Below are 13,452 nucleotides of genomic sequence, written 5' to 3'. Positions count from 1 at the left end.
TCATGTTGTGTTATATTATAACATTTCAAAATTAAAATCACGGAAAAAGACTGCTATGATACATAAATCGAAACATATTGCCCGTAAATTTCTTTTCGGGGCGGTGGCAACATCCGTATTGAGTGCAACTATGGTGTCTGCATCCTATGCGGATGTTGTCACTTCAATTCGTCCATTAGCTTTTATCGCAGCGGGAATTGCTGACGGTGTAACCGGTACCCAAGTTCTCCTTCCCGATGGCGCATCCCCCCATGATTATGCGCTTAAACCTTCTGATTTGAAAAAAATTAAACAGGCTGATTTATTCGTTTGGGTTGGACCGGATATGGAAATGTTTTTACAAAAGCCAATCAATACGTTACCACAGAATAAAAGACTAGCATTGGCCGAGCAGGAAAATATCAAATCATTACTTTTAGCAGAGCCTCACGAAGATGAGCACACCCATGAACATGGTGATGAGGCTAACTATGACAAGGATCACGAACATCATCACCATGGTGAGTATAATATGCACATCTGGTTATCCCCAGACATTGCAAATTCTGCTGCACAGGACATTTATGAACATTTAGTAGAGCTTTATCCGGAACAAAAAAATAAGCTAGACGTAAACCTTCGTAAATTCAAAGAAAATATGGCGCAAAATGATGAAAAAATTGCTAAGATTTTGCAGCCAGCTAGAAACAAGGGTTATTTCGTTTTTCACGACGCTTATGGCTACTTTGAAAAACACTATCAATTAGCTCCATTGGGGCATTTTACGATAAATCCGGAAATACAGCCTGGTGCGCAGAAATTACATCAAATACGAACTCAATTGGTTGAGCATAAAGCGCAATGTGTTTTTGCTGAGCCACAATTCAGGCCTGCTGTGATTGAAAGTGTAGCACGTAATACGGGAGTAAAAATGGGAACTCTCGACCCACTTGGAATTGGGCTGGCTATAGGGCCAGATAGCTACATGCAGTTTTTGACACAATTGTCGGAACAATACGCCAGCTGCCTGAATTAAAAAATAGAAGGAATTGTTTAAGTGCAGCAAATGGCCAAAAGTCTGGCTCAGGTATATGGTAGCCTGTCTAGAACTCACAAAATTGTATTAAGTACGCTCACAGTAGCTACCATGGCCGTCGCAATTTGGCGGCCAGTCCATATACCAGCCACTTCTGAAAATGATGGTACGCCTGATACTATTATTCCACTCTCTTTACTTTCTCCTCGTGACGCCACTGACGATATAATTCAAGATAGTAGCGATCAACTTCCTGATGAAGGGTTAGCTGACACTGAGGTTGAAGCTGCTGAGACCGGTGGAGAGGTTGCGCCATTACCCCATGAGTATGTTGTGGCAAGTGGTGATAATTTAACAACCATTTTAACCCAATTTGGAATAGAAGCTGGTGATGTTGCGACGCTATCAAATCAACATAAATCACTAAGAAATCTTAAAATAGGTCAATCGTTAAATTGGTCTTTGACAGATCAAGGCGAGTTAGAGTCTTTAACATGGGAGGTTTCTCGCCGTGAAACTCGTGTGTTTACCCGTGTTGGAGCAACGAATAAATTTGAAGAAGCTAAACAAATTCGCACTGGCGAATGGACAAATAGCGTCTTAAAAGGGACAGTCGACGGTACATTTGCACAAAGCACGAGTAAAGCAGGTTTAACGCGTAGTGAAGGTCGTGACGTGATTAAAGCTTTACAATGGCAAGTTGATTTTCGTAAATTGAAAAAAGGCGACAAATTTAGTGTTCTAATGAGCCGCGAAATGCTTAATGGTCGTAGTGAGCAAAGCCAGTTAATAGGTGTTCGGTTGCAAACTAATGGGAAAAGCTATTATGCATTCCGTGCGGAAGATGGCCGTTATTATGACAGTGAAGGGAATGGTTTAGAACGTGGTTTTTTACGTTTCCCAACGGCAAAACAATTTAGAGTTTCTTCCCAATTTAACCCACGTCGTGTAAACCCGGTTACAGGGCGTGTAGCACCTCATAAAGGTGTCGACTTTGCTATGCCAGTAGGGACACCTGTCCTTGCAGTAGGGGATGGCGAAGTGATTGTATCGAAATACAGTGGTGCGGCGGGGAATTTTATCGCGATCCGCCATGGTCGCCAGTATACCACTCGCTATATGCACTTACGTCAATTATTAGTGAAGCCAGGCCAAAAAGTTAAACGTGGTGATCGTATTGCATTATCTGGTAATACAGGGCGTTCAACGGGGCCTCATTTGCATTTTGAAATGTGGGTTAACCAACAAGCAGTGAATCCACTAACAGCAAAATTACCAAGTTCTGGTGGTTTAACGGGGAAAGAAAGGAAAGAATATTTAGCGTTAGTTAAAGAAACAAAACCCCAACTTAAACTGCAATAATTAATGATCTTATTTTTCATAGCTGGCAGGTACTTGTATCTGCCAGTTTTCTTTGTAATGCTTTCGAAAATTATTATTATAGGCTATAAAAGATAGCCGTTATTCACTTGAGTGCAGCATGAATAAAGACCAAGACACTGATAGTAAAAAAGGGTATGTGCCAACCTTTCATCGTTCCTATCTACTACCTAAATATTGGGGAGTTTGGATGGGCGCAGCTGTATTAGCAGGCTTAGCTTACATCCCTGTTAAAGTTCGGGACCCATTACTAGCAAAGGCAGGGAAATGGGTAGGACGGGTAGCTAAAAGTGCGCGTCGTCGCGCTAAAATCAATTTACTTTATTGTTTCCCACAATTAACGGAATCACAAAGAGAACAATTGGTTGACCGCATGTTTGAAACTGCGCCGCAGTCTTTTGTTATGTTAGCTGAATTATGTCTTCGCGGAGCAAATAAAACACTCGCAAGAACACATTGGCATAATGAAGAAATCATTGAACGCTTAAAACAACAACAAAGTAATGTGATTTTTATGGTGCCTCATGGTTGGGCAGTTGATGTCCCAGCTATGTTATTAGCGGCAAGAGGTCAGACTATGGCCGCTATGTTTCATCACCAGAAAAACCCTGTAGCGGATTATTTATGGAATAAAGCCCGCTATCATTTTGGTGGGCGTTTACACTCAAGGGAGGCGGGTATCAAACCGTTTATCGCCTCTGTCAGGCAAGGATACTGGGGGTTTTATCTTCCAGACCAAGACCATGGTGAAGAGCACAGTGAGTTTGTCGATTTTTTTGGTACTTATAAAGCGACGTTACCTGCAATTGGTCGGTTGATGAAAGTGTGCAAAGCAAAAGTTGTTCCGCTATTTCCTGTATATGACCATAAAACACATCAATTACATATTTATATTCGTGAACCGATGGATGATATTGATGGTAAGGATGATGAATATATAGCACGAAGAATGAATGAGGAATTGGAATACCTTGTTTCACCGAACCCTGAGCAATATACGTGGATATTGAAATTACTAAAAACCCGCAAAGAAGGGGAAATTGAGCCTTATCAGCGTAAAGATTTATACCGCTAACTATCGGATACTATACGTTAACAATGAAATGAGCCCCCGCCTGAATAGGCGAGGGCAAAAGGTTATTCGACTTCTAAAATACGGCAAGTATTGGTACTACCGATAGTCCCCATCAAGTCACCTTGAGTAACTAGGACAATATCACCACTCATTAAATAGCCGTTGTCGCGTAGGCGAGTTACCGCTTCATTGGCGGCAGCAATTCCATCAGTATGGGTGCTACAGAAAACCGGAGTAACGCCACGGTATAGTGAACACTGGTTGAGTGTTTTCTCATGGCGTGACATTGCAAAAATAGGCAAGCCAGAACTAATACGTGACATCATACGAGCGGTACGGCCTGATTCTGTCATCGCAATAATGGCTTTAACCCCTTTAAGGTGGTTAGCTGCGTACATTGTTGACATCGCAATAGCTTCTTCTGGGCTATTAAATTCTGCATCTAAACGGTGTTTAGAGACATTCAAGCCAGGCATTTTTTCTGCGCCAAAACACACTTGCGCCATCGCAGCAACAGTTTCTGCTGGGTATTGACCTGCTGCCGTTTCAGCTGAAAGCATAACCGCATCTGTACCATCAAGCACCGCGTTTGCTACGTCCATAACTTCTGCACGAGTTGGCATTGGGTTGGTGATCATCGATTCCATCATTTGTGTCGCGGTGATCACGACGCGGTTTAATTGACGTGAGCGGCGGATCAATTTTTTCTGAACCGCGACCAGTTCAGGATCGCCAATTTCAACACCGAGGTCACCACGAGCAACCATAACGACATCAGATGCAAGGATCACTTCATCCATGACTTCATCATTAGCAACGGCTTCGGCACGTTCAACTTTCGCTACAATTTGGCATTCACAGCCTGCATCTCGTGCTAAACGACGTGCATAATCTAAGTCTTCACCTGAACGAGGGAAAGAAATAGCTAAATAGTCTACGTTAATTTTTGCTGCGGTTTTAATATCTTCTTTGTCTTTATCAGTTAATGCTTCAGCAGAAAGGCCACCGCCTAATTTATTAATGCCTTTATTATTTGAGAGCTGACCACCAACCGTAACTTCAGTGAATACTTGCAGGCCTTGGACTTCACGTACTTTTAATTGAACACGTCCATCATCAAGGAGCAGGATATCGCCAGGTACTACATCAGCAGGCAAACCTTTATAGTCAATACCTACTTTTTGCTGATCGCCTTCCCCTTTACCTAGGTTAGCGTCAAGAATAAATTTGTCCCCAACATTTAAGAAAACTTTGCCATCTTTAAAGGTAGAAACGCGAATTTTTGGACCTTGTAAATCACCGAGGATCGCAACATGACGACCTAAACGAGCGGCAATTTCACGTACTTTATTAGCACGTATTTGATGGTCTTCTGGAGTTCCGTGGGAGAAGTTAAGGCGAACAACGTTGGCACCAGCGTTAATAATTTTTTCAAGGTTATTATCACGATCAGTAGCTGGACCAAGAGTTGTAACAATTTTAGTTCTTCTAAGCCGTCTAGACATGTATTACTCCGTTGACCTGTATGGTGTTGATAAAAGAGTGAAACCATTTCACTCCATTTCGAAACCTGTTTACTGCAAATAGGGATGCTGACACGAGCACAGCTATTATATACTGCGAATATTTTTATGCTATCAGGTCTGCAAAACTATTAAAGTCTGATAAGCAAAGAAAATCATTCACACTGTCAATTTATTGTATTCAGGCATTATCAAACCGCGAATCACGTAATGCTTCTTTGACGCGCTTCAAGTTATCTCTAAATTTTTCACCTCTTCTTAACGTAAAGCCAGTGGTTAACACATCAATAACAGCGAGCTGTGCCATTCTGGAAACCATTGGCATGTAGATATCCGTATCTTCTGGGACATCGATAATAATGGCAAGGGAGGCGGCTTGTGCTAAAGGGGTATTTTCTGAGGTGATAGCAATTACGGTGGCATCATTTTCACGGGCTAAATAAGCCATATCAACGAGTGCTTTGGTTCTTCCTGTATGGGAAATTAACACGATGACATCTCCTTCAATACTATTGATGCAGCTCATGCGTTGCATAACAATATCATCAAAGTACATGACAGGAATATTAAAGCGGAAAAATTTATTCATCGCATCATGAGCGACAGCCGCAGAAGCACCAAAACCAAAAAAGCTTATTTTTCGTGCTTGCGTTAATAAATCGACTGCTCGATTGATGGCACTGATATCTAAGGTATGTTTTACGTTATCAAGGCCTGCCATAGCTGATTCAAAAATTTTGTGTGTATAAGTGTTTACGGTATCCGTTTCTTCCACATGGCGGTTTATATAGGGGGTGCCATTCGCTAAATTTTGTGCGAGCCGTAATTTAAAATCAGGGAACCCTTTAGTGTCCATTTTTCGGCAAAAACGATTCACTGTTGGTTCGCTAACGTCTGCTAATTGTGCTAAGGCTGCGATACTAAGATGAATAGCGTTTTGCGGCATGCCTAGAATGACTTCAGCCACTTTTTTTTCTGATTTACTTAAAAAATCGAGACTCATTTTCATTTGTTCTAAAATATTCATATAGCAAAAGCGCCTATTTCATCGAAAGGAGAAATTTTTGAGCCATCACGTTATCCTAGTGTTGATTTTAAGTTTCTTATTCATGAGGCTGTTATGGTGTGTGAAAATATACTATGTATGATGTGTAAACTATCTGAATGCAGAGGCTAAATGGTAGCTTTTTTGTGAAACTTTGACCCGTATCTAATTTTCAGATTAGTAAACATCCTACAGATTTGGTTATTTTGTTTCACGGGCTGGCTCCATTCAGTTTTTATGCGCACTTTTCGTACAATAAAGAATATTCCCGTTATAACATGAGATTAGGACAAAATTATGTTGTTTTTTTCAGCATAAAAACTGTGATCGGCATCATGAACATTTACTGGACACTTGCAACAGGGTACATTAGCGGAATTAGGGCTAATTTTAACAAAATTACAATAAGGCCTATCCTAGTTAGGTCTTAGATTCCGCAAATTGAGGAGAACCAATATGGCGGTACATAATGCTGCTCAAGCTTGTGACTTAATTATCTTTGGCACCAAGGGTGACCTTGCACGTCGCAAACTGCTGCCGTCGCTTTATCAATTAGAAAAGGCAGGCTACATTCACCCAGACACGCGTATCATAGGTGTTGGCCGTGCAGAGTGGAGCCAAGATGATTATGTTAACTTCGTCGAAGAAGCGTTACATAAGTTCTTAAAAGAGGAACTCGATTCAGCATTGTGGGAAAAGCTCAGCGCACGCTTAGATTTTTGTAACTTGGACGTTAATGAAACAGAAAGTTTTGTTCGTCTCGCTGAAATGTTAAAACAAGATTCCCAGCCAGCTATCCATTATTTCGCTATGCCGCCAAGCACATTTGGGGCTATGTGCCAAGGGCTGGGTCATGCAAAATTAAATAAAAAACCTAATCGTGTCGTAATGGAGAAACCATTAGGAACGAATTTGGCATCCTCACAAGAAATTAATAATGAAGTAGCGAAGTATTTCGATGAAAGCCAAGTTTATCGTATTGACCACTACCTTGGTAAAGAAACGGTTTTAAACTTATTAGCTCTGCGTTTTGCTAACTCGTTATTTATTAATAACTGGGATAATCGCACTATTGACCATGTGCAAATTACCGTAGCAGAAGAGGTTGGTATTGAAGGTCGCTGGGGTTACTTTGACCAAGCAGGGCAAATGCGTGATATGGTACAGAACCACTTGCTGCAAATTTTAACGATGATAGCAATGTCACCCCCAGCAGATTTAACGACCGACCGTATTCGTGATGAAAAAGTGAAAGTATTACGTTCACTGCGCCGAATCGACCACAGCAATGTGCGTGAAAAAGCAGTTCGTGGGCAATACACTGCAGGTTTTGTGCAAGGCAAAAAAGTCCCTGGTTATTTAGAAGAAGATGGGGCGAATAAACAAAGCATGACTGAGTCATTTGTTGCCCTGCGCGTAGATATTGATGATTGGCGTTGGGCTGGCGTTCCTTTCTACTTACGTACCGGTAAACGTTTACCTGCAAAATGTTCTGAGGTGGTTGTTTACTTTAAAAAACCGGCATTGAATATTTTCTCTGAAAGCTACCAAGACCTGCCGCAAAATAAATTAACCATTCGTCTACAGCCAGATGAAGGGATTGATATTGAAATTATGAACAAGGCACCGGGTCTTGATCATAAACATCGGTTACAAACTACAAAACTGGATTTAAGCTTTTCAGAAACTTTCAATCAAACACACTTAGCCGATGCCTACGAACGCTTACTACTCGAAGCGATGAGAGGGATCCAAGCATTGTTTGTACGACGTGATGAAGTAGAAGAAGCGTGGAAGTTTGTTGATTCCATTATTGATGCATGGGCAATGGATAATGACGCACCAAAACCATACCAAGCAGGTACATGGGGGCCGATTGCTTCTGTTGCCATGATTGCTCGCGATGGGCGTTCTTGGAATGAATTTGAGTAACAGCTGATGTTATTTAGTTAACTCATCCCGCAAAAGCCAAACAATTGTTTGGCTTTTTTTGTCGTGAGGGGGAGATAAACACTTAGAGAATTAACTCACTGCGGCCCGTGGCAACCATATGAATAATGCCTTGTTCGATACGTAAACAGGCCATTTTGGCTGCGTCAGGTACTGAAAGCCCCGCAAGAAGTTGGGCGGTTAACTCTGCACCAAATAAGTCACCAGTCCCTTTGGGGGTCACGGGGTAACGTTTGTGACGGATCACCGCAACCTCATGTTGTGTCACGCAAACTACCTCGATATTGTCTTCATCAGGCTGAAATGCGCTGGTGATAATCACCCATTGAGTATTACCTTTTAATAGCGTGCGTGCTGCGTTAACAGCGTCATCTAAATTATTGACCTGTTTACCACTCAATGTCATTAATTCGAATTTATTTGGAATGATACCCGTTGCTAAAGGGATGACCTTATCACGGTAAACTTCGGCGATTTCTGGCGGAATATAAAAGCCGCTATCTTCATCCCCCATAACTGGGTCAACAATAACTGGCAATGTTGGGCGTTGCTCCCGAATGCGTATTAGCCAGTTAGCTAAGTCTTGTGCTTTCTCAGGGGAACCTAAGTAACCTGTAAGGATAGCTCTTACTGAGTCTAAACTACCTCGCTCTATAAAGCCGTTTAAGTAGCCACGAAACCATTCACCAGGCAATTCACCACCATAGCAAGTAGAATAATGTGGGGTATTGCTGAGTACCACAGTGGGAACGGCAGCAACACGCAGGCCTTGCTTGGTGAGTGCAGGTACCGCAATACTATTACCGACGCTACCATAAATAACTTGAGATTGGATTGATACAACATCATAGGGTAGTGGAGTCGCATCGGCGGCATTTTGAAAACTATTGGAGGTAAGGCTGAAGGTGTTCATGACTCTCTCTTAGGTATATTTCAATCATATAGCTACTATAAGAAGCTTGTTCAACTGGCTTGTCAATGTTAAAGATCAAATAGCATATTAGTGCTGCCTGTAAAGTGAAAAAAAGGGTAAAAATCTATTTTTTTATTAAAAAATATTTGTGTAAAACGTATTATCTTCGACTTTTTATTCGTTTTTAGAATGCCAAAGTTACGTTTATCGTGTTTATCGATGCATAATTATGCGATTTTTTATTCAAACTAAAAGGTGTTTATATTCATTGACTTAATAAAAATGACATGCTAAAAATAAGCAGTAATTAACTATCAACATGAGGGTTCGGAGTAAATTGGGTAGATGTCTACCTGATGAAAAGAATGAGATATCATGCTTAGCTCAACTAGCGGCAAGATCAGTAAGTCCCAAAAAAGAACGACACATCGGCTTTTCCTTTCAGCTATCCTTTCCAGTGAACACTACTGGTGTGGTGCATTATAGCGTCTCTCTCGATTATTCATTCTGCTGAATAAACTCAGCAACACGTTGTTATTTATTTGAATTTTCAACAACTGCGTATGGGTATTTTGACCCCTTGGTCTGTATAAAAAATAGTCTATTACGCGGCTGCATATAGAGAGATATTATAATGATTTATTGGATATTTTTAGTATTAGCTATTATAACCGAGGTTATCGGTACCTTATCAATGAAACATGCCAGTGTCAGTGGCGATTTCACCGGTATGGTGGTGATGTATGTCATGATAGCAACATCATATATTTTATTGGCCGTTGCAGTAAAAAAAGTGGCTTTAGGTGTGGCATACGCACTGTGGGAAGGTATCGGGATCTTATTTATTACGACATTTAGCGTAATGTGGTTTGGAGAAACGTTATCACCCATGAAAATCGGTGGGTTAGTATTACTGATCACCGGTATTGGCTTGATTAAATCAGGGACCAAAAAAGCCACTGTTCGCCAATCTGCACAAACGGTAAAACAAGTAACGCAAAATGCGGTCAATGCAGCCAAAACTAATGCTCTAGTTGGACGCGAAGCTAAGTCGGAGGCATAAGATGGCCAGTCATTTTGAATGGTGGCATGCAGCCTTTTTGATCCTAGCGGTAGTACTCGAAATTATCGCCAATATTTTACTAAAGATGTCGAATGGTTTTAAACGATATTGGTTAGGTATTTTATCGTTGGTGACGGTATTAGGGGCTTTTAGTTCCTTAGCCCAAGCAGTAAAAGGCATTGAATTATCAATTGCTTATGCTCTATGGGGCGCGTTTGGTATTATTGCCACAGTAGCTGCAGGCTGGATACTCTTCAACCAGCGGCTAAATTATAAAGGTTGGGGTGGGATAGTGCTGCTATTGCTAGGAATGGTGCTGATTAAAATGTCTTAACCTATTTGGTATATTGAAAAGTAATATAAGCCCAAGTCGGACTGAGGAGTTCGGCTTGGGCTTATTGTTATCTATCAATACGTTAAAAGTATATTCTTTTAATTTTTGCCTTTTGTCGTAGTTGCATCTCGCACTGATTTGACATCACTAACCGTCACTTTCTCTGCATTATTCCCCCAACTACTACGGATGAACGTCAATAAATTAGCCATTTGTAGGTCATCTAAACGCCACGCAAAATCAGGCATAGTTAACCCGGTTGGCGCATCTTGAGTCACAGGGACTTGGCTGCCATTTAATACTATCCTTATCAAAGAGTCGGGTTTTTCACTTAAGACTACTGGGCTGCCTGCAAGGGATGGGAAGGTTTTAGTATAACCCTGACCATCAATACGATGGCATGCAGAACAGTTGTCCATATACTCTTGAGCACCAGGTTGGCTCATATCTCCGGCAACTAACGAAGTGGTTGTGTTGCTAGTTGTTGAAGACGCTGAGTGTTTACTCGTTGATGTTAATGATTTTAAATACACGGCTATTGACGTTAGGTCTTCATCTGACAAATATTGTGTACTATTTTTAATCACATCAGACATTGAGCCAAATGCGGCATTTTTATCATTATGGCCAGTTTTTAAAAATTGAATGATATCTTGCTTAGACCAATTACCTAATCCACTTATCGCATTTTCAGTTAAGTCAGGTGCATACCAGTTATCGATTAGTGCCCCTGTTAAATAAGTCTGATCAGATTGGTCTAGTGCTTTTTCTGCGAATCCAATCCCCCTAGAGGTATGGCAGGCCCCACAATGCGCTAACCCTTGAACTAAATAAGCGCCTCGATTCCATTGTTCGCTTTTTGAATTGTCTGCTTGATAAATATTATTGTCTAAGTAGATTTCATTCCAGACAGCCAGCGGCCAGCGCATACTGATTAGCCAAGGGATATCACTTTCTAAGTTGGCTTGCTTTACGGGTTTAACTTGCGTCATGAAATAATCATAAATCATGCGCATATCTTGGTCAGTCACTTTTGCATATGAAGTATAAGGCATCGCGGGGTAGAGGTTACGGCCGTCTTTGGCAACCCCCTCACGTACTGCCTTAACGAAGTCATCATAACTATAATTACCGATACCAAACGTTTTATCTGGTGTGATATTTGAAGAATAAACGGCCCCAATTGGGGTGATCATCTTCAATCCTCCCGCGAAAGGAGCTCCGTCTTTAGCGGTATGACAAGAAATACAATCTCCAGCTGCGACCAACTGTTGACCATTAGTGAAATTATTGTCTGCTTTGGCTGCAATGCTACAAAGGCCAATAATCAATAATAGAGAGTTTATTTTTAGCTTACCCATCATATTCCCCTTTATTTAGGCTTGAACCAAAGGACCTGGGTTTGGTAAATAAAGTTCACGTATAGCGTTTGCAGCAAACAGTGCTGTCGCACCCACTATCCCGGTTGGGTTATAAGCAAGGTTTTGTGGAAAACAACAAGCCCCTAATACAAATACATTGGGAACATCCCAAGTTTGCATGTACTTATTTACGACACTATTTTGTGGGGAGTCACCCATCACTGCACCACCGGTGGTATGGGTTGATTGGTATGGGCGTACATCATAATGCGCATCCATTGACATAAACCCCATTTCATAATGTTTAGGGTTCATTCTTTTTGTTATTTCTTCAGCCTTAGAACCGACAAAGTTAGTCATTTTCAATTCGTTGGGTTGCCAATCGAATGTCATTCTTAACAGTGGTAGGCCATGCTTATCTTGGTAAGTTGGATCAAGGTCTAGGTAACATTGTTTATAAGGCATGACAGACCCTGAGGCCCCAATATGCATTGAGTGTAAATAATTTTCTTTAATAGCTTTTTTCCAACCTGTTCCCCATGTTGGCGAATCTTTTGGTATCGTCATTTGCTGAATAGGGCGTCCACCTGAAGTTGTCGTCGATATTGTTGAACCGCCGATAAAGCCTAGTTGGCTATGGTCAAAATTTTCAGCGTTATAGTTATCAATAAAACTACCTGTGCAGCCCGCGGCGGCGAATGGATTCATGAATTGGTTTTGATCGTAAAATAAAGTGACTCCACCGTTCATTTGATAAGCAAAGTTACGACCGACAACCCCTTCTCCTGTAGTAGGGTTATAAGGCTTTCCTATATTCGATAACAAAAGTAGCCGGACATTATGTAATTGGAATGCACTTAAGATAACAAGGTCTGCTGGCTGTACAACACGCTGCCCATGGCTATCTATATAAGTGACTCCCGTTGCTTTTTTCCCCGTCGAATCCATATTGACTTGAACAACATGTGAGTTTGTTCGTAATTCAATGTTCTTATGTTGCCTTAATGCTGGGAGCACACAGGCTTGAGGGGATGCTTTAGAATAGTTAAAACAGCCAAAACGTTCACAATAACCACAATAATTACAAACCCCAAGTTGAACGCCATAAGGGTTGACGTAAGGCTCTGTACAGTTAGCACTTGGTGTTGGGAAAGGGTGGTAACCAAGGGATTTTGCTGCTTCATTAAATAATATGGATGAATATTGCATTTTTAATGGTTTAGTTGGATAAGGGTTTTTCCGTTCAGACTCGAAAGGGTTTCCTCCATCCAAAATTTTGCCATTAATATTACCGGCTTGGCCTGAAGTTCCACAAATTTTTTCAAATTTGTCAAAATAGGGCTCCATTTCTTCATAACTAAAAGGATAATCCTGTACAGTCATGTCCGATGGAATAAAGTCAGCCCCATACTTTTCAATAACAGTACTGCGCATTTTGATATCTGCATGTAACGGTCGCCAAAGCATGCCATTCCAGTGAACACCCGCACCACCAACCCCATTTCCGGGCAAGAAAGAGCCTAAACGCCGATAAGGCAGCGCAGTGTCTGATTGTTTATGCCTTACCGTTATGGTTTCTCCAGATATATTTTGGAATAATTTCAGTCGAATACCATAAGTCAATTCATCTGCAATTCGAGGATAAGCAAAATCAGGATAAGTATCCCGTTTTTCACCTCGTTCAAGAGCGACTATTTTTAGACCTGTATTGGCGAGCTCCATGGCCATTAATGACCCAGTCCAACCAAAACCCACAATGACAATATCAACAGGATCTTTTTTAATTTCCATGG

General features: G+C 41.2%; 11 protein-coding genes. 6 read left to right on the top strand and 5 right to left on the bottom strand.

The window, feature by feature from the left end; genetic code table 11:
• The first annotated feature begins 55 nt into the window (after window positions 1-55).
• From znuA to lpxM, 3 genes are all read left to right on the top strand, one after another.
• On the top strand, window positions 56-1,015 hold the full coding sequence (gene znuA / locus M1F14_RS15000) for a zinc ABC transporter substrate-binding protein ZnuA (protein ID WP_042843892.1): 960 nt from the start codon (window positions 56-58) through the stop codon (window positions 1,013-1,015).
• 21 nt (window positions 1,016-1,036) lie between these two features.
• A complete protein-coding gene (gene mepM, locus M1F14_RS14995) occupies window positions 1,037-2,377 on the top strand; it encodes a murein DD-endopeptidase MepM (RefSeq protein WP_042843891.1) in 1,341 nt (446 codons plus the stop codon).
• 118 nt (window positions 2,378-2,495) lie between these two features.
• Window positions 2,496-3,470 (top strand): lauroyl-Kdo(2)-lipid IV(A) myristoyltransferase, encoded by a 975-nt coding sequence (lpxM, locus tag M1F14_RS14990; RefSeq protein WP_042843890.1) that lies wholly within the window; start codon window positions 2,496-2,498, stop codon window positions 3,468-3,470.
• Window positions 3,471-3,532: 62 nt separating this feature from the next.
• Here lpxM and pyk read toward each other — a convergent pair whose 3' ends face one another.
• Both pyk and M1F14_RS14980 read right to left on the bottom strand, forming a co-directional pair.
• On the bottom strand, window positions 3,533-4,975 hold the full coding sequence (pyk, locus tag M1F14_RS14985) for a pyruvate kinase (RefSeq protein ID WP_042843889.1): 1,443 nt from the start codon (window positions 4,973-4,975) through the stop codon (window positions 3,533-3,535).
• A gap of 199 nt (window positions 4,976-5,174) precedes the next feature.
• Window positions 5,175-6,020 (bottom strand): MurR/RpiR family transcriptional regulator, encoded by an 846-nt coding sequence (locus M1F14_RS14980; protein ID WP_181469255.1) that lies wholly within the window; start codon window positions 6,018-6,020, stop codon window positions 5,175-5,177.
• Between the two features lie 474 nt (window positions 6,021-6,494).
• Here M1F14_RS14980 and zwf point away from each other — a divergent pair, with 474 nt between their 5' ends.
• Window positions 6,495-7,970, top strand: a complete 1,476-nt coding sequence (gene zwf, locus M1F14_RS14975; RefSeq protein WP_042843887.1) for a glucose-6-phosphate dehydrogenase — start codon at window positions 6,495-6,497, stop codon at window positions 7,968-7,970.
• Between the two features lie 82 nt (window positions 7,971-8,052).
• Here the strand turns inward: zwf and pdxK are convergent, their stop codons facing one another.
• Complete coding sequence (gene pdxK / locus M1F14_RS14970) at window positions 8,053-8,901, bottom strand: pyridoxine/pyridoxal/pyridoxamine kinase (RefSeq protein WP_048607124.1); 849 nt, start codon at window positions 8,899-8,901, stop codon at window positions 8,053-8,055.
• 634 nt (window positions 8,902-9,535) lie between these two features.
• Between pdxK and mdtJ the strand changes: the two genes are divergently transcribed.
• Window positions 9,536-9,964 carry a multidrug/spermidine efflux SMR transporter subunit MdtJ gene (mdtJ, locus tag M1F14_RS14965; protein ID WP_048607126.1) on the top strand — a complete coding sequence of 143 codons (429 nt, stop codon included), beginning with the start codon at window positions 9,536-9,538 and terminating at the stop codon, window positions 9,962-9,964.
• Window position 9,965: 1 nt separating this feature from the next.
• A complete protein-coding gene (gene mdtI, locus M1F14_RS14960) occupies window positions 9,966-10,298 on the top strand; it encodes a multidrug/spermidine efflux SMR transporter subunit MdtI (protein WP_048607128.1) in 333 nt (110 codons plus the stop codon).
• Between the two features lie 98 nt (window positions 10,299-10,396).
• Here the strand turns inward: mdtI and M1F14_RS14955 are convergent, their stop codons facing one another.
• Both M1F14_RS14955 and M1F14_RS14950 read right to left on the bottom strand, forming a co-directional pair.
• Window positions 10,397-11,662 (bottom strand): cytochrome c, encoded by a 1,266-nt coding sequence (locus M1F14_RS14955; RefSeq protein WP_198861359.1) that lies wholly within the window; start codon window positions 11,660-11,662, stop codon window positions 10,397-10,399.
• A gap of 12 nt (window positions 11,663-11,674) precedes the next feature.
• The gene (locus tag M1F14_RS14950) at window positions 11,675-13,450 is read right to left on the bottom strand and encodes a GMC family oxidoreductase (RefSeq protein ID WP_048607132.1); all 1,776 of its coding nucleotides are present in this window, start codon (window positions 13,448-13,450) and stop codon (window positions 11,675-11,677) included.
• Window positions 13,451-13,452: the final 2 nt, after the last annotated feature.

The organism is Providencia sp. PROV003, assembly GCF_045040775.1.
Taxonomy (GTDB): Bacteria; Pseudomonadota; Gammaproteobacteria; order Enterobacterales; family Enterobacteriaceae; genus Providencia; species Providencia huashanensis.
Note: the sequence above shows the minus strand (reverse complement) of the source record. Positions and strands in the feature narration are given on the sequence as shown.